The following is a 19,252-nucleotide window of genomic DNA, read 5'->3' on the forward strand; positions in this document are numbered from 1 at the left end:
CATGACCGCCGCCTGGACGGCCGCCGCGGCGGTGACCGGCCTCTGGCTGCTGCTCCTGCTCGCGCTCGCCGCGGCGACGAGGAACCCGGACGTCGAGGCGGGACCGGCCACCGCGAATCTCGCCCCCCACTCCCCCGCGGTGGTCGACCTGATCACCGGCGGCTGGCGACTGTGCGACGAGGCGGCCTCGGCGACCCTGCTGGACCTCGCCGCGAGGGGCGTCGTCGGCGTCGAGGAGATCGGGCCGGAGCTGTCACTCGTCCGGACGCGGGGCGAACCGGGCGGCCTGCGCCCGTACGAGCGGCTCGTCTACGACCACGTCCGCGCGCTGGCCGTCGACGGGGTGGTGGCCACGGGCGCGCTGGCCGAGGGCTCGCGCGACCTCGGCCGGTGGTGGAAGAGCTTCCGCCGGAAGGTGATCGCCGAGGCCCGGGAGCAGGGCCTGTCCCGGGCGCGCTGGAGCAGGGCGCACGCGGCGCTCCTCACCGTCGCGGCGGCGCTGCCGGCGGCGGCGATCGGCGTCGCGGCGAACATCTCCGACAAGGACCACGAGGCCGGGATCGGCGCGGCGGTCGTCTCCTTCGCCGGTCTCCTGGCGCTCATGGGCCGGCTCAACGGCGAGCGCGGCACGGCCGAGGGGGCCAGGGTCGCCGCCCACTGGCTCGGCGTCCGCGCGCACCTGGGGACGACCGGGCGGTTCGCCGAGCAGCCCGCCGCCTCCGTCACGATCTGGGGCCGCCACCTCGCGTACGCCGCCGCGCTCGGCCTGGCGCCGCGGGCCGTCACGAGCCTGCCGGTCAGCACCCCCGCCGACGACAGCCGCGCGTGGTCCGACTACGGCGGCATGTGGCACGTCGTCGACGTCCGCTATCCGTCCCGCCTGCTGTGGGGCCGGCCGCCGGGCTCTGTCGTCGTGCGAGGTCTCGCGGCCGGCTGGTTCGCGGGCTTCTTCGCCTGGATGCTCCTGGTGGCCGCCTCCGCCTTCGACGTGTGGCCGCGCGGACTCGTCGTGCCCGCCGCTCTCCTCGCGGGCCTGGCGGTGGCCGGGCCGCCGATCCTGTTCGCGCTCTCCGACCTGACCGGCCCGGTCACCGTGGAGGGCCAGGTCGTACGGCTGCGGCGCTTCCGGGACGGCGGCAAGGGCGGCGACAACGCCAGGTGGACCTACTGGTGCGCGATCGACGAGGGGCGCGCCCCCGAGGTCAGGGCCCGCGAGGTCAGGGCGATGTGCCTGAGCGGGGACATGTGGGAGCCCCTCCGCGAGGGCGACCGGGTGCGGGCCGAGGCGGGCCGCAGGACCGGCTGGATCAGGCGAGTCGAGGTGATCGAGGGCTCGCGCCTCCGGAACGCCGCCTCCTACGACGACACCGGCGAGCACCTGCTGGACGCGCCGGAGAACCTGGGCGAGGTGCCGGTCCTGCCCGATCCCGCGCCCCTGCGGCCCACTGATCAAACCCGCCCATACCGCCACCGGCGTCATGAGTAGGGTCGTCGGGTGCACTCAGCCCGAGACCTGTTGATCGCCCTGGCCCGGAGGTACTCGTTCGGCGACGTCGGCGCGCTCGCGCCGGCCGTGCTCGGGGAGAACGAGCGGGCGGCCCGGGTGGCGTCGGTCTGCGAGTTCGGCCAGCGGCTGCTCACGCTCGACGCCGAGGACTTCGCGGCCGAGATCGACGCCCAGACCGTGCCCGCCGACCTGCGCCGCCGTGCCCGCGCCTGCCACATGCCGCAGACGCCGAGGGAGCAGCCGCGGGGCGCGCTCGACTCGCTGCGCCCGGCGTACGCGCTCCTCCTGGAGGTGATCGAGGCCCGCTGGCGGCGGCGCGAGCTGAGCTCGATGATCGCGGCCGTGCACATCTGCGGCGAGTATCTCCCGCTGCTGGCCTTCGAGCCCGCGCTCGGGCACGCGGGCGACCCCGCCCGCTGGCCGGACGGCCTGCGCGCCCCCGGCAGCAGGTTCGGGGCCATGGCCGACCGCGAGTGCGACCACACCAGGGCCGAACGGTCGGCGGCCGAGCGCACCCTGCGGGTGGCGGTGGAGCCGCCCACGGGCTGGCGGGCCTACTTCGACCGGCAGCACAGCCAGGTGGCCGGGGCCCTCGGCACCTGCGCGGGCCGGTGCCGCACCCCCTGCCGGGCCCTCGACTGGGTGCCGGACCCCGGCGACCTGGCGACGCGCTGCCGCGTCGCGCTGGCCTTCGCCGACACCCCGCTCGTACGGCTGCGCCACGCCGCCCCGGTCGGCCACGGATTCGGCGTGCCGTCGCCGGAGGAGACGCTGGAGGCGTGGGACCGCAGCCGCGCCGCGCTGGCCAAGCACGACGCGGCGCACGCGGTCACCGTGGACGACGGCTTCCCGCTGCCGGGGCTGCCCGCCCTGATCTCCGCCGTGGCGGCGGTGCCGGTGCGCCCCGCCACACTGCTCGCCGACGTCTCCGCGCACGTGGTGGAACTGCTGCGTTAGGTCGTCACCACATGGCCGGCCTGCGGTCGCCCCAGAAACCGCCGACGGACGCCTCCACCTGCGACGACAGCGAGATGAGGGTGCCCTCGTCGCCGTACCTGCCGGCCAGCATGACGCCGATGGGCAGGCCGTCGGGCGTCCAGTGGAGCGGCAGATTGACCGCGGGCTGGCCGCTCACGTTGTAGATGGCGGCGAACGGCGCGAACCGCTTCATCCGCTCGAACGTCTCCTCCGGGGAGTCGACGTCCTCGAACCAGCCCACCGGCGCGGGCGGCTGGGTCACGGTCGGCGACAGCACCGCGTCGTAGGCGTCGGTGACGAGCATCGCGAAGCGGGTGGCGAGCTGGAGCGCCGACTGCGCGTGCAGGAACTCGGGCGCCGAGAGCGCGTGGCCCCGCTCGCGCAGCCAGGCGGTGAGCGGGCGCAGCTTCGGTTCGAGCTCCTTCGAGACGGGGTGGATGCACGAGAAGCTGAACCACAGCTTGACGAACTCGGGCACGATGTCCGGGCCGAACGGCGGCGCGATCTCCTCCACCTCGTGGCCGAGCGCCTCCAGCGCCGCCGAGGCGCTCTCGTACGCGGCGAGCACGTCGGGGTGGACCTCCGCGCCGGGCACGGCGGGCTCGGCGAACCTGGCGATCCGCAGCCGGCCCGGATCGCGCCCCACGTAGGCCGAGAACGACCCCAGCGCGGGCGGCGGCGCGTGGTAGAGGTCGCCGGGGTTGTGGTGGGCCATCGCGTCGAGCAGCGCCGCGGCGTCGGCGACGTTCCGGGCCAGCGGCCCGTTGGTGGACAGCCCCGCCAGGTCGGGGACGATCGGGGCGAAGGAGATCCGGCCCCGGCTGGGCTTGATGCCGTACAGGCCGCAGACGGAGGCGGGGATGCGGATCGATCCCGCGCCGTCGCTGCCGTGGGCGACGGGCGCCAGACCGGCCGCGACGGCGGCCGCGGCGCCTCCGCTCGACCCGCCCGCGGAGCGCCCGGTGTCCCACGGGGTGCGGGCGGGCTCGCTCACGTAGGTCTCGGTGTAGCAGGGCAGGCCGAACTCCGGGGTGCTGGTCTTGCCCAGCATGACCGTCCCGGCCTCCCGCAGCCGCTCCACCACGCTGTCGTCCACCGGAGAGACGAACCCCTCGTAGGTGGCCGAACCGAAGTAGAGCGGCACGTCCTTGACGAAGTTGAGGTCCTTGATCGGAACGGGCACGCCCAGCAGCGGCGGGTGGTCGCCGGCGTCCCCCGCGGCGATCCGGGCCTCCTGGTCGCGGGCCTGGTCGAGGGCCCGCTGGGCGGTCACCGTGACGAACGCCCCCACCCCGGGGTCGAGCCGTTCGATCCGCTCCAGGTAGTGCTCGACGATCTCGACGGGGGAGAGTTCACCCGTTCGTACGGCTGCCGCCTGCTCAAGGGCGGTAAGGTCGTGAATGTGCGCCACGCTTCCGAACCGTAGGCCGCCCGGCCGGGGATATCTAGAGAAGATACCCGGCCTTCTGAGCTTCAAATCAGCTCATGCAGGCAACAAAAGTATGAACCATTCAACACTAGGCAAGCTGTAGACGGCTCAACTACCGTGAGTGATGTGGATACCGGTCTAAGGCCAGAAGACGGTCACGATACGTCACCCATCTGGGTCGGTGACCAATCGTCGGAGCAGGCGGAACGCCCTTCGGCGCCGCCCGAGGCGGCTGCGCCCCCCGAGTACGCTCCGGTGGAGCGGGCCTCGCTCCGCGGCCTGCTGCACGACCCGAGATACCGGCACCTGCGCCGGCGCGCCCTGATCGCGGCCGCCGCGGGGGTGGTGTTCGGCGTTCTGCTGGGCGGCTGGCGGATCGGGCTCACCGCGGCCATCCTCGCGTGGGCGGCCGACGCCGTCTACCGCGCGCGCACCATGTCCACGGTTCCCGCCTGGCGGCGGGCCTCGGCGGCGGAGCGCCGCACCGAGGCCCAGCTCAAGAAGCTGGAGCGGAACGGCTACCTGACGCTACACGCCCGGGCCATCCCCGGCAGCGAGGCGCAGATCGACCATCTCGTCGTCGGGCCCACCGGCGTGTACGCGGTGGACTCGGAGAAGTGGGACAAGCGGCTGCCCGTACGGGTCCAGACGCACCGCAAGCTCTTCCACGGGCCCTTCAACCGCAAGCCCCGCCTCGACGAGGCCCGGTGGGAGGCGGCCCAGGCCAGCGACCTGATCAGCAAGGCGCTCGGCCGGGAGATCACCGTGGTGCCGTCCCTGGCCATCTACGGGCCGGCGATCCCCTGGCGCATCCTCAACATCCGGGACGTCGACGTCTTCTCCGGCGGCCTGGTCCGCAAGTGGATCACCAAGCGGGAGAGGTCGCTCACCACCGCCGAGATCGACGCGATCTACCGCGCCGCCGAGCGCGTGCTGCCCGCGCGTTACCCCGAGTAGGACGGCGCGCCGTCCCGGGACGTGGACACCGGGTCTCGGCAGCCGGGCACTGGCCGTACCATTTGAAGACTCAGACGTCTCCGGATGGGGGTCCCTCGATGCCCGCTCTCAGGTCCCGCACTGTCACCCACGGCAGGAACATGGCCGGCGCCCGCGCGCTGCTCAGGGCCACGGGCGTAGCGGGCAGCGACCTCGGCAAGCCGATCGTCGCCGTCGCCAACAGCTTCACCCAGTTCGTGCCCGGCCACGTGCACCTGCGCGAGGTCGCCGAGGTGGTGGCGGGCGCGGTCCGCGAGGCGGGCGCGATCCCGCGCGAGTTCAACACGATCGCCGTGGACGACGGCATCGCGATGGGCCACGGCGGCATGCTCTACTCGCTGCCGTCCCGCGAGCTCATCGCCGACGCGGTGGAGTACATGGTCAACGCCCACTGCGCCGACGCGCTGGTCTGCGTCTCCAACTGCGACAAGATCACTCCCGGGATGCTGCTCGCCGCCTTCCGGCTCAACATCCCCACGATCTTCGTGTCCGGCGGCCCGATGGAGGCCGGCAAGGTCCCGGGCCGCAAGCTCGACCTGATCGACCCGATGATCGCCTCCGCCGACACGAGCGTGTCGGACGCCGACCTGCTGGAGATGGAGGAGAACGCCTGCCCGACCTGCGGGTCCTGCAGCGGCATGTTCACCGCCAACTCGATGAACTGCCTCGCCGAGGCGATCGGCCTGGCCCTGCCCGGCAACGGCACCACGCTGGCGACCCACACGGCCCGCAAGACCCTGTTCGAGAACGCCGGCCGGGGGATCGTCGGCCTCGCCCGGCGCTACTACGAGGAGGACGACGAGTCGGTCCTCCCCCGCAGCATCGCCACGCGCGAGGCGTTCGAGAACGCGATGGCGCTCGACGTCGCCATGGGCGGATCGACCAACACGATCCTCCACATCCTGGCCGCCGCGCGTGAGGCGGGCGTCGACTTCGGGCTCAAGGAGATCAACGAGCTGTCGCTGCGGGTGCCGTGCCTGTGCAAGGTCGCCCCCGCGACGGCCAAGTACCACGTCGAGGACGTGCACCGGGCGGGCGGCATCCCCGGCATCCTCGGCGAGCTGGACCGGGCCGGCCTGATCCACCGCGACCTGCCGACCGTGTCCTCCTCCTCCATGGCCGAGTACATCGCCAAGTGGGACCCGAAGTCTCCGGAGGTCACCGAGGAGGCCCTGGAGCTGTGGCACGCGGCGCCCGGCAACGTGCGGACCGTCAAGGCCTACTCCCAGGACGCCCGCTGGGACTCCCTCGACCTCGACCGCGCCGAGGGCTGCATCCGCGACCTCGACCACGCCTACACCCGGGACGGCGGGCTCGCCGTGCTGTACGGGAACCTCGCCCAGGACGGCTGCGTCGTCAAGACGGCCGGAGTCGACGAGTCGATCTGGCGCTTCTCCGGCCCCGCCGTCGTGTTCGAGTCGCAGGAGGACGCCGTCGAGGGCATCCTCGGCAACCGGGTGAAGCCCGGTGACGTGGTCGTCATCCGCTACGAGGGCCCCAAGGGCGGCCCCGGGATGCAGGAGATGCTCTACCCGACGAGCTTCCTCAAGGGCCGCGGCCTGGGCAAGGCGTGTGCCCTGGTCACCGACGGCCGCTTCTCCGGCGGCACGTCCGGCCTGTCCATCGGCCACGCCTCCCCCGAGGCGGCCGAGGGCGGCACGATGGCCCTGGTCGAGGACGGCGACGTCATCGAGATCGACATCCCGGGCCGCTCGATCGAGCTCAAGGTGGCCGAGGACGTGCTGGCCGCCCGCCGCGAGCGGCTGCTGGCCGACCTCGGCGGCTACCGGCCGCGCGACCGGCAGCGGACGGTCTCGGCCGCGCTGCAGGCGTACGCGGCGCTCACCACCTCCGCCTCGACCGGCGCGTCCCGCGACCTGACCCAGTTGTCGCGCTGACCGCGACACCGTCACCGGGCCCGCGTGCCGTACGGCGGGGTCGCGCGGGCCTCTGCGTACCGGAGACGGCTCTCCTTCGTCTCAGGCGTCCGGTTCCCCCGCCGCGCCCTTCGCCGTCAGCGGCTCACCGGGGTGTCCGGGCAGCGCCGCCGCGAGCAGCGCCCGGGCCGACTGACGCATGGTCAGCACCGCCTGCTCGCGGGTGAGCCCGGCGATGTCGGTGAGCCAGATCAGCGACTCGATCCCCGTCGCGGACCGGATCGCCACGGCCAGCCCGCGGACGTCGAGCCACGGGTGGGTGCGACGTAGCGGGGCGAGCGCGTCCTCGATCCAGCCGACGGCCCGCCCGCCGCGCAGCGCCGGCTGTCCGGCTCCCGGTTCCAGGGACAGTCGCAGCGAGGCGCGAAGCTGAGGCTCCCACTCCAGCGTGAGCCTGGTGAAGGCGTCCATTACCAGGTCGAGCCGCTTCGCCGGGTCGGCGGGCGCGTCGGCGGGGAGCAGGGACGCCTGGTCGATCTCGGGGTGCGCGGCGCCGAGCAGCGTCCGCTGGTTCGGGAAGTAGCGGTAGGCGGTCGTCCGGGAGATCCCGGCCGCGGCGGCCGCCTCCTCCACGGTGGGATCGACGCCCTGGGCCAGCAGTCGCCGGGTGGCGTCGACGAGGGCCTGCCGGGTGCGGGCCTTCTGCCGGCTGCGACCCGTCGATTCATATGGTACTGGCATGCCCATCATGGTACTTTCGTCCCATGGTACTTGGGTCCCACAACGCGCTGCTCATGAGGCTGGAGGCGCCGTGAGCCATGATCCGGTCCTGACCGACCCCGAGCTCTACTCAGTGATCTTCGAGAACGACCGGGTCCGCGTCCTGCAGTATCGGGACCGGCCCGGCGACAGGACCGCACCGCACCGTCATCCGGACAGCGTGATGGTCACCCTCACCTCGTTCAGGCGCAGGCTCACCGCCGGCGGCCGCCAGGTGGATCTCGCCCTGGAGGCCGGCCAGGTGCGGTGGCTCGATGCGCAGGAGCACTCCGGCGAGAACATCGGCGACACCACGACCCACTCCCTGTTCGTGGAACTCAAGGAGCCCGCCCCGGCACCGGACGCCGGCACGGCGGCCCGCACGGCGGAGACGCCGCTGGGACCCGCTATTTGACCCGGTGCCGCACCGACACCGTCACCGGGCCGGCGCCGGTCGTCAGCCGGGCGGCGCGGCCCCGAACCGGTCCAGCGCCGCCCGGATCTCCCGGCGCATCGCGTCGCTGCCGGTGTGGCCCGAGTCGTCCACCACGACGAGCCGCGCGTCCGGCCATGCCAGGCGGTCTCCAGCGGACCGCCGAGGTCGAGGCGGCCGTGGACGAGCACTCCGGGGATGCCCGCCAGCCGGTGCGCGTCGCGGAGCAGGACGCCCTCCTCCAGCCAGGCGGCGTTCGAGAAGTAGTGCGCGCAGATCCTGGCGAAGGCCTGCAGCGCGGGGGAAGGCCGGTCGCTGTAGGCGTTCGGCGCGCCGTTGACCTCGTGCGCGATCACCGCGTCCTCCCACGCCGTCCAGGCGTGCGCCGCCCTGGCCCGTACGTCCGGGTCGGGATCGGACAACAGCCGCGCGTAGGCGGCGAGCAGGTCGCCGTCGCGCCGGTCCTCGGGGACGCCGGACCGGAAGCGCTGCCACTGCTCGGGGAGGAAGCGGCGGACGCCCCGGTACAACCAGTCGATCTCGGAGCGGCGGGTCATGGTGACGCCGGCGAGGACGATCTCCGACACCCGCTCCGGATGGGCCTCGGCGTAGGCGAGGATGAGCGTGGAACCCCAGGACCCGCCGTAGAGCAGCCACCGGTCGACGCCGAGGTGCTCGCGCAGCCGCTCCATGTCGGCGACGAGGTGGTGGGTGGTGTTCGTCGTGAGGTCGGTCGCCGGGTCGCTCGCGTGGGGCAGGCTCCGGCCGCAGTTGCGCTGGTCGAAGAGAACGATCCGGTAGCGCCCGGGGTCGAAGGCCCGCCGCTGGCGGGGCGTGCAGCCCGAGCCGGGCCCGCCGTAGACGACGAGCGCGGGCCTGCCCTCGGGGTTCCCGCAGACCTCCCAGTAGACGAGGTGACCGTCGCCGGTGTCCAGGTGCCCGTGGTCGTAGGGCTCGATCGGAGGATGCACGACGGAGAAACCACAGTCGGCGGCCCGGACCGGAAAGCGATTTAGGCGGTCGTGGCGGCATGCGGCAGGGTCAGGAGAAGCTGGCCGCGAGGTCAGGTGAACCTGTCCGATGTTCCGAGCACCCGTTCGGGAAAATGTCAGCCCTGATGATTATTGTCGGAGTATGGCCAACGTCATTCGGCACACGCTGACCGCCGAGGAACTCGCCGCCCTCGCCCTTTCCCTCGCTCACCTCGGAGCCGGCCCCCAGTCGGTCACCGCCCGGCGCGGCCTGCGCCACGCGTTCCAGCACCTCGAACTGGACGACGACGTCATCGCCACGACCCTCACCACACTGACGACCCCGCTCCCCACCGACGTCGCCCGCCGGGTGCGGGCGGTGGCCAACGCGATCACCGCCCGCCTGGTGATCCGCATCCAGTACCACGACGCCGGCGGCCGGCTGTCGGTCCGCGACGTCGAGCCGGTGACCTGCATGGTCCACGGCGAGTTCTGGTACCTGGTCGGCTGGTGCCGCCTCAGGCGGTCGATCAGGGCGTTCCGCTTCGACCGGATCCTGGCGGTCGAGCCCACCGACCTGCCGGCCCGCGCGCACCTGCCGCAGCGTTACCTGCCGTTCCAACGCCGGCCGCGGGTGAGGCGCCCGACGGCCGCCTGACCCGCTCCTTCCCCGATGCGGTAGCGGACCGATGCCGTAGCGGACGGGTCCGCAGGCGTGGGCGGCACGCCTGCGGACCCGTCCGGCTACTCGCTTCCGAACCGTGTCCCGTTCCGTGTCTCCGGCCTGCGGCGAGCCGCTACGGCGGGAGACCGCGACCTAATGCCGCCGGTCCAGCTTCCGGGCCTCGGTGAGGAGGTCGACGAGCGCCTGGGTCACCCGCAGCACGCCGTCCCGCGCCGCGGCGTCCTCGATCTGCTTGCCCGCCCGATCGGCGAGCTGCCGCAGGTGGGCGATCGCGGGGGGCTCGTCGCCCGCGAGACCGGCCCGCTCGGCGTGCCGGAGACGGTCCTCCAGGCTCGCCGCGACCGCCTCGGTGACGGCGCCGGAGGCGACGTACTCGCCGACGAGGTCGCGGATCTCGGAGTACCAGGCGGGATCGCGGGTGAACGACCGCGAGATGTAGCCGGCTGCGACATCGGCGAGCGTCGTCGCCACCACCTTGTCGGCGTACGACCGCGTGGCCGGGTAGAGCTGCGCGAGTTGCGCGCCGGTCAGCGGCAGGGAGCTGCCGTCGAGGAAGCAGAAGCCCGGGCCGGTGTTGGTGCCGGTGTTGATCCGCAGCGGCGCCTCCTGCTGCGCGAGGCGGATGCCGCCGAGCGCGAGGCCGAGGGAGTCCCGTGCGATCGCCGGCGGAGCCGTGTCCGTCATCTGGATCTTGGGTGCCGCCGGAGGCTGCACGCCGTAGGCGATCCAGGCGAGGGTGTGGTCGTACACGGCGTTCTGCACCATGTGCTGGGGGATGCGGGACAGCGAGGGCAGCGCGCACGTCTGCGGCTCGCCCGGGTAACCACCGGGATAGCTGCCGATGTCCCGCTTGCGCAGCGGACCATAGTCCCGGATGAGCTTCCAGTCGCCGTGCGACGCCCCGGCCACCTCCCAGCTGCGCAGGATCGCCGAGTCGGCCTGGGCGCGGGCGGCCGCCGGCAGGATGCCGCCGCTCACGTCGCCCTCGGAGTTGACGCGGAACACCGGCGTCGGCAGGTCGGTGCGCAGCACGCCCCCGCCTCCGTGCAGCACGACCGCGTCGAGGACGTTCGCGAGCGGCTGGACGGCGTTGTAGTAGTTCGCCAGACGGCCGGCGGACTGCGAGTGGCCGGTCGCGATCACGTATCGCGGCCGGGGAAGCTCGCCGAGCGGGCCCTTCTTGCCCGTGGGGCTGCGGACCGCCTTCACGGCCTGGCTGAAGATGTCGTAGGACAGGCTGTCGTCGCCGACCGTCCCGCCCGCGGTCACGTCCAGCGTTCCGTAACGGTCCGGGCTCCACGCCCTGAGCCCGGTCGCGGAGTGCACTCCGGCGCGCTGCGCGGAGACGCCGACCCAGGCGTACCCCTCCCGGATCAGGTGCTCGTGGGACTGGAACCAGTCGACCTCCTGGTCCCACTGGTTGCTGACGTTGTACCACTCGGCGATCACGACGCCGTTGAACGCGCGGGCGTCGGCCGGGCGGCGCACGACGATGCGGGTGCGGTACGGGTTGCCGGTGCTGACCACGGTCGCGGTGCCGGTGCCGCGTGTCGCGTAGCTCGTCGCCGTGCCGGAGACGAAGAACTCCTGCTCGACGTAGCCCGCCGACCTGAGGTCGACGTCGGTGGCGAGGAACGGATACCCGTGCTGGGGACTACCGACCGGGGAGGTGTTCGCGATCGGCCCCGTGAGCACCGGGTTCGCGACGCTCTCGCCGGTCGCCGTGGACGGGCGGGGCGCGGCGGGGCCGCCCGCGGGTGGTCCGCCAGGGGGTCCGCCGGGCGTCCCGCCGGGGCCTGTCGCGCTCGCCGGAGCGCAGAGGGGGATGGTCAGCGCGCCGGCCAGGCCCAGCGCGATCAGGCTTCTGCGGACGTTCCGAAGAGGAGGAAGGAGGGCAGGCAAGAACGTCACCTCGCTGAGAGAGAGGCTGCGCGGGCGGAGCGCCCGCGCCGGGGGTGTCTCTGAGGCAGAGACTAACTTCCAGGAAAGTCGAAAGATAGTCTTACTTAACACCGACTTTATGTTTGAGAGTCAAAAGTTCGTCTCGACATGGACAAAGCGGAGTTGACGGCAGAGCCCGCTCACCGCTCAGCCATGGAACGCGGACGGCCCGTAGGCGTGTCTTCCACACGCCTACGGGCCGTCCGTACCGCCGGGACCCGATCCGAAGCGGGTCCGGCTCGGGTCATCCGCCGCAGCACCCTCCACCACAGCAGCCGCCGCCCGCGGGGCGCGCGGCGGGAGCCCCGGACGCCTTGCCGGTGACGGCGATGGTGGACAGCAGCTTCACGGTGTCGTCGTGGCCGGAAGGGCAGACCGCCGGGTCGCCGGCCTCGGCCATGGGGCGGTTGAGCTCGAACGTCGATCCGCACGCGCGGCAACGGTAGTCATAGCGAGGCATGCGTCCAGAGTACGGCCGATCCGAGGAGGCGGGCGCCTCACTCGAAGTGGACGGTGACGTAGTCCGCGACGGGCCGGTAGCCGAGCCGCTGGTAGATGGAGTTCGACGTCGGGTTGCCCAGGTCGGTGAACAGCAGCACCTCGGTGGCCCCCTCGTCGAGGGCCTTCCTCGTGGCCGCGTGGGTGACGGCGCTGCCGTACCCGCGGCCGCGCAGGCCGGGCGGGGTGTAGACGGGCCCGATCCGGGACATGCCGGCGATCGGGGCGGAGACCCCGGCGATCGACACCGGCCTGTCGTCGTCCTCCCACCACAGCAGTTCGTCCCGGTTGAGGCGGACGGCGACGACCGGCGTGGGATCGGCGCCGCGATCGACGTGCGCCTCCTCCTGGAACTCCCGGAAGAACCGTACGGCGAGGGGCAGGTCGTCCTGCCCGGCGATCCTGGCCTTCCCCTTCGCGGAAGGGGGGCGCAGGGCGCCGAGCCGGTAGAGGCGCTGGGACGTGCGGCCGGTCGCCGGGCGCCACCACGCCCCGGCGAAGGTCTCCGCGGCGACGACCGGACCCGTCACGCCCGCGATCTCCCGGTCCCGCTCGATGAGCGCGGCCGCCAGCGCGGGGAGCGCGCCGGGCGGCACGTCCCCGAGCAGCAGCGGCCGAGGCGGCGTGTGACAGAAGGCGCCGGCGACCGCGCCCTCCTCGTCGGTCAGCCAGCCCATGAGGAGGTCCTCGGCGAACTGGCCGGTGCGGATCCCGCGCAGCACGGTCAGCACGACCGTGTTGCGGACGGGATCGCGCAACAGCCAGGGCTCGGCCGCCGCGGCGTACTCCTCCACCCCGGAGGTGATCGTCCACGTCATGACGCGGTTACGCCGCCGTCTCCACCAGGTAGGGCGCCCACTGCGGGTCTCCGTCGAGCTGCGCGCCGATGAGCCGCCAGTGCGCGCCGTGCGGCACCGCCGGGGCCACGCGCAGCGCCCACCCCAGCTCCTCCAGCAGCCGGTCGGCCTTGCGGTGGTTGCACGGCATGCACGAGGCGACGCAGTTCTCCCAGGTGTGGGGGCCTCCCTTGGAGCGCGGGATCACGTGGTCGATCGTCTCGGCCCGCTGGCCGCAGTAGGCGCAGCGGAAGTTGTCCCGTCGCATCAGCGCGGCCCGGGTGAGCGGGATACGCGTCCGGTACGGGATGCGGACGTAGCGCCGCAGCCGGATCACCGAGGGGACGTCGAGCGTCCGGGTGGCCGAGCGGAGCACCGCTCCCCGGCCGTCCCGGTGGATGACGTCCGCCTTCTCTCTCAGCACCAGGATGACCGCCCGGTGCAGGGAGAGTGTGGTCAGCGGCTCGTACGTGGCGTTCAAGAGCAGGACTTGGCGCATCAGCCGACCTCCGCAGCAGCCTCGGCTGTGCGCCTGGGTTGTGGCCCCGCTGGTTGGGACCCGGATGCTTCCGTCACAGGGACCTCCGCCGGACGGCCCAGCGGATCGTCACCACGGCACCGCCCTTCACCAAAGTGTGGCCTTCTCGACGGCCCCTCCGCCACCCCATAACCGGGGTCCATGAAGTGAACGGCGGGAACGCCTGCTGCTTCTATGCCCAGCCGATCATCCCTTTACTCCAGTCTTGGCCGGGTACGGCCGATGTACCGCCCCAGTCCCTCACCTGATTTAAAGTGCCAGCATGAGCCGACCGCAGTACCCGTCCGCCCGCCGTGACGACATCGTCGACGACCTCCACGGAACGCCGGTTCCCGATCCCTACCGCTGGCTGGAGGATCCGGACGACCCGGAGGTCAAGGAGTGGCTGGACGCGCAGGAGACCCTGTTCCGCTCCGCCGAGCTGGAGGGACGCGACCACTTCCGCGGCCGGGTGGCCGAGCTGCTGCGGTCGGGGTCGGTCGGCACGCCGTCCTGGCGCGGCGAGCGCCGGTTCTTCACCCGCCGCTCACCGGAGCAGGAGCACCCGGTCCTGTACGTCGCGGACGAGGCCGGCGAGCGCGTGCTGCTCGATCCCACGGTCCTCGACCCCTCGGGGCTGACCACCCTCGACTCCTACCAGCCGGACAAGGAGGGCAACCGGCTCGCGTACCAGATCTCCGTGGGCGGCGACGAGGAGTCGCGCCTGTACGTCGTCGACGTGGCGACCGGAGAGCCGGTCGAGGGGCCGATCGACCGCTGCCGCTACTCCCCCGTCGCCTGGATTCCCGGCGGGGAGGCGTACTACTACGTGCGCAGGCTCGCGCCGTCGGAGGTCCCGGCCGGTGAGGAGCAGTTCCACCGGCGCATCTACCTGCACCGCGTCGGCACGTCCCCCGACGACGATGTGATGATCTTCGGCGAGGGCCTGGAGAAGACCAACTACTACGGGGTGTCGGTCTCCCTCGACGGCCGCCGGCTGTCGATCTCCGCCTCGCGCGGCACCGCGCCGCGCAACGACCTGTGGGTGGCCGACCTCGCCGCCTCCTCGCCGGAGGCGCCGGAACTGGTCGTCGTCCAGCAGGACGTCGACGCCCAGACCGGGGTCCACTTCGGCCGCGACGGCCGGCTCTACGTCTTCACCGACCTCGGCGCCTCGCGCGGGCGCGTCTGCGTCACCTCCCCCGAGACGCCGGGCCCGGAGCACTGGCGCGACCTCATCCCCGAGGACCCCGAGGCGGTGCTGTCCGACTTCGCCATCCTCGACGGCATGCCGGAGCCCGTCCTGCTCGTCGGGTGGACGCGGCACGCGATCGGCGAGATCTCCCTCCACGCCCTGGAGACCGGCGAGCGGATCGGCGACGTCCCGCTGCCGGGCCTGGGGTCCGTCGGCGGGATCCTGGAACGTCCCGAGGGCGGCCACGAGGCCTGGTTCAGCTACACCGACGACATCACCCCCACCGCGGTCTTCCGGTACGACGCGCTCACCGGCGAGACGACGCTCTGGGAGGCGCCCCCGGGCTCGGTGGAGGTGCCCGAGGCGACGACCGAACAGGTCGTCTACCGGTCCAAGGACGGCACCGAGGTGCGCATGCTGGTCACCTCGCGGCCCGGCTCCGGGCCCCGTCCCACGATCCTGTACGGCTACGGCGGCTTCGGCGTGCCGATGAACCCCGGCTTCTCGGCCACCACCCTCGCCTGGGTCGAGGCGGGCGGCGTGTACGCCGTCGCCCAGCTGCGCGGCGGCGGCGAGGAAGGCGAGCAGTGGCACCGGGACGGGATGCTGGGCAAGAAGCAGAACGTCTTCGACGACCTGCACGCCGCGGCCGAGCACCTCATCGCCACCGGCGTGACCGGCAAGGACCGGCTCGCCATCTCCGGCGGCTCCAACGGCGGCCTGCTCGTCGGCGCGGCGCTCACCCAGCGCCCCGACCTGTACGCGGCCGTCGTCTGCTCGGCCCCCCTGCTCGACATGATCCGCTACGAGAAGTTCGGCCTCGGGGCGACCTGGAACGTCGAGTACGGCTCGGCCGACGTGCCGGAGGAGTTCGCCTGGCTGTGGAGCTACTCGCCGTACCACCACGTGCGGGAGGGGGTGTCGTACCCGGCCACGCTGTTCGCGGTGTTCGGCTCCGACACCCGGGTCCACCCCCTGCACGCCTGGAAGACGGCCGCGGCCCTGCAGCACGCCCAGGCGGGCGACCGGCCGATCCTGCTGCGCAACGAGACCGAGGTCGGGCACGGCGCCAGGGCGGTGAGCAGGTCGGTCGAGCTCGTGGCCGACCAGCTCGCGTTCCTGGCCCGGCACACCGGCCTGAAGGTGTCCTAACGCGGGAAGATGACGGTCTTGTGGCCGTCCAGCAGCACGCGGTGCTCGGCGTGCCAGCGGACGGCCCGGGCCAGCGCCTGGCATTCGAGGTCGCGGCCGATCGCGGCGAGGTCCTCCGGGGAGTGGGTGTGGTTCACCCGCGCGACCTCCTGCTCGATGATCGGTCCCTCGTCCAGGACGGGCGTCACGTAGTGCGCCGTGGCGCCGATCAGCTTCACCCCGCGCGAGTACGCCTGGTGGTACGGCTTGGCGCCCTTGAACGACGGGAGGAACGAGTGGTGGATGTTGATCATCCGGCCGGCCAGCTTGGCGCACATCTCCTCGGAGAGCACCTGCATGTAACGCGCCAGCACGACCACGTCGGCCTGGTAGTGGTCGACGAGGGTGAGGATCTCCGCCTCCTGCCGCGGCTTGGTCTCCGGCGTGACCGGCAGGTGGTGGTAGTCCACCCCGTACGACTGGGTGAGCGGGCGCAGGTCGGGATGGTTCGACGCGACTCCCACGATCTCGATCGGCAGCAGGCCCGAGCGCACCCGGTAGAGCAGGTCGTTGAGGCAGTGGTCGAACCGGCTGACCAGCACCAGCGCCCGCGTCCGCGCCGCGAGGTCGAAGAGCTGGAAGTCCATGGCGAACTCGGGGGCGAGCGCGGCGAACTCCGCCCGCAGCTCGTCGATCGCGGGCTCGCCGGCGAACTGCACCCGCATGAAGAACCGCTCCGCGACGGGGTCGCCGAACTGCTGGCTCTCGATGATGTTGCAGCCCCGGCGGGCCAGCAGCCCCGACACCGCCGCGACCACTCCGGGCCGGTCCGGGCAGGACAGGGTCAGCACGTAATCAGCGCTCATGCTCAGTCAGATCCTCAGAGGGAAGTCGGTACCGGGTTCCAGGGTAGGGGCACTCACCCGGAGGGTGCGGGCGCGTGGACACGGCGATGACGGACGACCGGCCGGCCGCGCGGGTGGTGTGCGTGGACGACCGCTCGCGGGTGCTGCTGATGCGCTGGCACGACCCGCTCGCCGGCCGGACGTTCTGGGAGCCCCCGGGCGGCGGCATCGAGCCCGGCGAGTCGCCGCTCCAGGCGGCCCGCCGGGAGCTGTGGGAGGAGACCGGCCTGCCCGGCGACGCCGTACTGGACCGGTGGGTGCCGGTCCACCGGGACTTCCACTGGCTCGGCAGGCACTACGTGAAGACCGAGCGCTTCTACCTCGCCCGGTTCGGCACGGCGCCGCCGGTGGCCTCGGCCGCGCTGACCGAGGAGGAGAGCGGCGCCCTCCTGGGACTGGCCTGGCACGAGATCGCCGCCCTCTCCGCGCTGCCCGAGCCGCTCGATCCGCTGGAGCTGCCCGGGATCATCGACCGCCTGCTCGCCGTCGCGCTCTGACCCGCCCGGCCGCGGCCCGGGGTCAGCTCTCCTTCTCGTGGCGCTCCAGCGCCGCGCGTACGTCGGGGTCGCCGGGGGCGAGGGCCAGCGCGCGGCGGAGGTCGAGCAGCGCCTCGCCGCGGCGGCCGAGCGCGTCCAGGGCCGTCGCGCGGTTGAAGTAGAGGGCGGCGTCCTCCCCCAGCTCGATCGCCCGGGTCAGGTCCTCGACCGCTCCCGGGGCGTCGCCGGTCTCGAAGCGCAGGATCGCCCGGTTGGCCCAGGCCGAGGCCAGGCGGGCGTCCGCGGCCAGCGCCGCGTCGAACACCAGCCGCGCCTCGGCGTACCGTCCGGCCGCCGTCTCGAGCTGCCCCAGCACGCCGTGCAGGTGCGCGTTGCCGGGGTCCAGGGCCAGCCCCGCCTCCACGTCCCGTCTGGCGGCCTCGTGCTCCCCGAGCATCTCCAGGATCCCGGCCCGGTTGACGTACGCGTCGAGACAGCCGGGGTCGAGGTCGAGCACGTGGCCGAGGTCGGCCCGCGCGCCCTCCAGATCCCCGGCGGCGAGACGCAGCTCCGCCCGGTTGTAGTACGCCTCGGGCAGCGGCGGGCTGACCCGCATCGCGGTCTCGTAGTCGGCCAGCGCCGCCTCGGTCCGCCCCATCTCCAGCAGCAGGTTTCCCCGGTCCAGGTAGTGGTCGGGGAAGACCGGGTCGATCCCGATGGCCACGTCGAAGTCGGCCAGCGCCTCCCGCCGGCGGCCCAGGCGCGCGAGGAGCTGCGCGCGGTTGGCGTGCAGCACCATCCGGTGCTGGGGATGGGCGTCCGGGGGGAGGTCGCGCCCGGCCAGGTCGAGGGCCGACTCGACCAGGCCGAGCGCCTCGCGGAGCCGCCCCTCGCGCAGCTCGACGAGCGCCCGGCCGTTCTGGTCGAAGCCGAGCTTGAACGCCCGCTCCCGCCGGTCGGGCAGCAGCGTCGAGATCGCGATCGCCTCGTTGATCCACGCCCTGGCCCTCGTCAGGTCGCGTCGCTCCGGGTCGCGGTCCCGGGCGTCCAGCATCGCCGTGCCGTACGCCGCGGCGGCGTGGACGACCGGATCGACGCTGCCCCTCCGCGCCTGGTCGTACAGCTCCTGCGCCTGCGCGCGCCGTCCGAGCCCGGCCAGGGCGGTCGCGGTGCGGTGGGCGAAGCGCCACCACAGGCCGGACCCCGGCTCGCAGAGCCGCAGCCCGCGCGAGCCCAGCTCCACGACCGCGTGCAGGAAGCCCTCGGCGACGCAGTGGTCCACCGCCGCCCACAGCGCCCGCGTGGCGGCGTCCGGGTCGCCGCCGTGCTCCAGGTGGTAGGGCACCGCGCCGAGGGCGCTCTCCGCCGACTCGGCGCCGGCGCTGAGTTCGGCCGCCCGCAGGTCGTGCCGTCGCGCCCGCTCCTCCGGCGCCAGCGCCAGATACGCCCGGTAGGCGCGGGGGTCGTCGGACGTGCAGTCCGAGGCCAGGTAGTCGTCCGGCGGCCCGTCCAGGGGCAGCGCCTCCACCGGCCGCATGCCCTCCCACGCCGGCTCGGCGGAGCCCAGCGCCAGGGTGAGATCAGGCACCCGGCGGGCGAGGACACCCAGCAGTTCCCGGTCCGCCGGATCGGCTTCGTGCAGGTTGTCCGCCAGCAGCGTGCGCGGCTCCGCGAGATGGTCGCGGACGAACTCCGCGATCCCGTTGGCGATCCTGAGCGTGCGACGCGGCGCGGGGACGAGGATCCGCTCGTCCTCGGGAAGGCGGGCCTCGATGGTCTGGCGGCGGGCCGGCACCAGCGGGCGCAGGCTGGGCGCGACCGCGCGGATCTCGATGTCGTGGTCCGCCACCAGGTCCGGGGAACGCTCCAAGGCGGCAGGAACGATGGCGCGCAGGAGCGCGCCGCCGATCGTGTACGGACCGCGTAGCCGGCGGTGCCCGTTGACGACGGGCTCCAGAGGGGGAGGCGTCTCCAGTGCGCGGAGCGCCGCCACGCGGTCCCGGGTGAGGTCTCCCCGGACCCAGATGTGGTTCGGGCTGCGCCTCACCCCTTGTGAATGACGCTCGACGTGCCGCTGAGCTTCGTCGTTCCCGGTTTGCGGATAATGATCTTCTTCAT

Annotated in this window: 16 protein-coding genes; 7 read left to right on the plus strand and 9 right to left on the minus strand. The window is 73.0% G+C overall.

The features are described from left to right. Position 1 precedes the first annotated feature (1 nt). Positions 2-1,486: a DUF2207 family protein gene (locus HHX33_RS05870; protein WP_182873701.1), complete on the plus strand. Its 1,485-nt coding sequence runs from the start codon at positions 2-4 to the stop codon at positions 1,484-1,486. A gap of 9 nt (positions 1,487-1,495) precedes the next feature. Further along, complete coding sequence (locus HHX33_RS05875; protein WP_182873702.1) at positions 1,496-2,464, plus strand: hypothetical protein; 969 nt, start codon at positions 1,496-1,498, stop codon at positions 2,462-2,464. A 4-nt stretch (positions 2,465-2,468) separates the two neighbouring features. Here the strand turns inward: HHX33_RS05875 and HHX33_RS05880 are convergent, their stop codons facing one another. After that, positions 2,469-3,896: an amidase gene (locus HHX33_RS05880; RefSeq protein ID WP_182873703.1), complete on the minus strand. Its 1,428-nt coding sequence runs from the start codon at positions 3,894-3,896 to the stop codon at positions 2,469-2,471. Between the two features lie 273 nt (positions 3,897-4,169). On the opposite strand from HHX33_RS05880, the gene HHX33_RS05885 reads away from it, so the two are divergent. Together HHX33_RS05885 and ilvD are read left to right on the plus strand one after the other, a co-directional pair. Continuing rightward, positions 4,170-4,871 carry a nuclease-related domain-containing protein gene (locus HHX33_RS05885; protein ID WP_310741234.1) on the plus strand — a complete coding sequence of 234 codons (702 nt, stop codon included), beginning with the start codon at positions 4,170-4,172 and terminating at the stop codon, positions 4,869-4,871. Between the two features lie 98 nt (positions 4,872-4,969). Next, positions 4,970-6,808 (plus strand): dihydroxy-acid dehydratase, encoded by a 1,839-nt coding sequence (ilvD, locus tag HHX33_RS05890; RefSeq protein WP_182873705.1) that lies wholly within the window; start codon positions 4,970-4,972, stop codon positions 6,806-6,808. Positions 6,809-6,889: 81 nt separating this feature from the next. Here ilvD and HHX33_RS05895 read toward each other — a convergent pair whose 3' ends face one another. Together HHX33_RS05895 and pip are read right to left on the minus strand one after the other, a co-directional pair. Then, on the minus strand, positions 6,890-7,528 hold the full coding sequence (locus tag HHX33_RS05895) for a TetR/AcrR family transcriptional regulator (RefSeq protein WP_182873706.1): 639 nt from the start codon (positions 7,526-7,528) through the stop codon (positions 6,890-6,892). A 186-nt stretch (positions 7,529-7,714) separates the two neighbouring features. Then, positions 7,715-8,950 carry a prolyl aminopeptidase gene (gene pip / locus HHX33_RS05905; protein ID WP_310741235.1) on the minus strand — a complete coding sequence of 412 codons (1,236 nt, stop codon included), beginning with the start codon at positions 8,948-8,950 and terminating at the stop codon, positions 7,715-7,717. A gap of 163 nt (positions 8,951-9,113) precedes the next feature. Here pip and HHX33_RS05910 point away from each other — a divergent pair, with 163 nt between their 5' ends. Beyond that, positions 9,114-9,608, plus strand: a complete 495-nt coding sequence (locus HHX33_RS05910) for a helix-turn-helix transcriptional regulator (RefSeq protein ID WP_182873708.1) — start codon at positions 9,114-9,116, stop codon at positions 9,606-9,608. Between the two features lie 159 nt (positions 9,609-9,767). On the opposite strand, the gene HHX33_RS05915 is transcribed toward HHX33_RS05910, so the two are convergent. From HHX33_RS05915 to HHX33_RS05930, 4 genes are all read right to left on the minus strand, one after another. Further along, positions 9,768-11,537, minus strand: coding sequence for an alpha/beta hydrolase domain-containing protein (locus HHX33_RS05915; RefSeq protein WP_182873709.1), 1,770 nt, complete (start codon positions 11,535-11,537; stop codon positions 9,768-9,770). A gap of 283 nt (positions 11,538-11,820) precedes the next feature. Beyond that, positions 11,821-12,036 (minus strand): FmdB family zinc ribbon protein, encoded by a 216-nt coding sequence (locus HHX33_RS05920; protein WP_111700843.1) that lies wholly within the window; start codon positions 12,034-12,036, stop codon positions 11,821-11,823. Between the two features lie 37 nt (positions 12,037-12,073). Beyond that, positions 12,074-12,892 (minus strand): GNAT family N-acetyltransferase, encoded by an 819-nt coding sequence (locus HHX33_RS05925; RefSeq protein ID WP_182873710.1) that lies wholly within the window; start codon positions 12,890-12,892, stop codon positions 12,074-12,076. Positions 12,893-12,899: 7 nt separating this feature from the next. Beyond that, complete coding sequence (locus HHX33_RS05930; protein ID WP_111700845.1) at positions 12,900-13,409, minus strand: HNH endonuclease; 510 nt, start codon at positions 13,407-13,409, stop codon at positions 12,900-12,902. Positions 13,410-13,710: 301 nt separating this feature from the next. On the opposite strand from HHX33_RS05930, the gene HHX33_RS05935 reads away from it, so the two are divergent. Continuing rightward, on the plus strand, positions 13,711-15,774 hold the full coding sequence (locus HHX33_RS05935) for a prolyl oligopeptidase family serine peptidase (protein WP_182873711.1): 2,064 nt from the start codon (positions 13,711-13,713) through the stop codon (positions 15,772-15,774). Here HHX33_RS05935 and purU read toward each other — a convergent pair. Next, positions 15,771-16,619: a formyltetrahydrofolate deformylase gene (purU, locus tag HHX33_RS05940; RefSeq protein WP_182873712.1), complete on the minus strand. Its 849-nt coding sequence runs from the start codon at positions 16,617-16,619 to the stop codon at positions 15,771-15,773. The two genes, HHX33_RS05935 and purU, sit on opposite strands and share 4 nt — an antisense overlap. 74 nt (positions 16,620-16,693) lie before the next feature. Here purU and HHX33_RS05945 point away from each other — a divergent pair, with 74 nt between their 5' ends. Next, a complete protein-coding gene (locus HHX33_RS05945; RefSeq protein ID WP_310738183.1) occupies positions 16,694-17,155 on the plus strand; it encodes an NUDIX hydrolase in 462 nt (153 codons plus the stop codon). Positions 17,156-17,177: 22 nt separating this feature from the next. On the opposite strand, the gene HHX33_RS05950 is transcribed toward HHX33_RS05945, so the two are convergent. Then, positions 17,178-19,181 carry a tetratricopeptide repeat protein gene (locus HHX33_RS05950; protein ID WP_182873713.1) on the minus strand — a complete coding sequence of 668 codons (2,004 nt, stop codon included), beginning with the start codon at positions 19,179-19,181 and terminating at the stop codon, positions 17,178-17,180. Positions 19,182-19,252: the final 71 nt, after the last annotated feature.

It is taken from the genome of Microbispora sp. H10670, from assembly GCF_014161385.1.
GTDB lineage: Bacteria > Actinomycetota > Actinomycetes > Streptosporangiales > Streptosporangiaceae > Microbispora > Microbispora triticiradicis.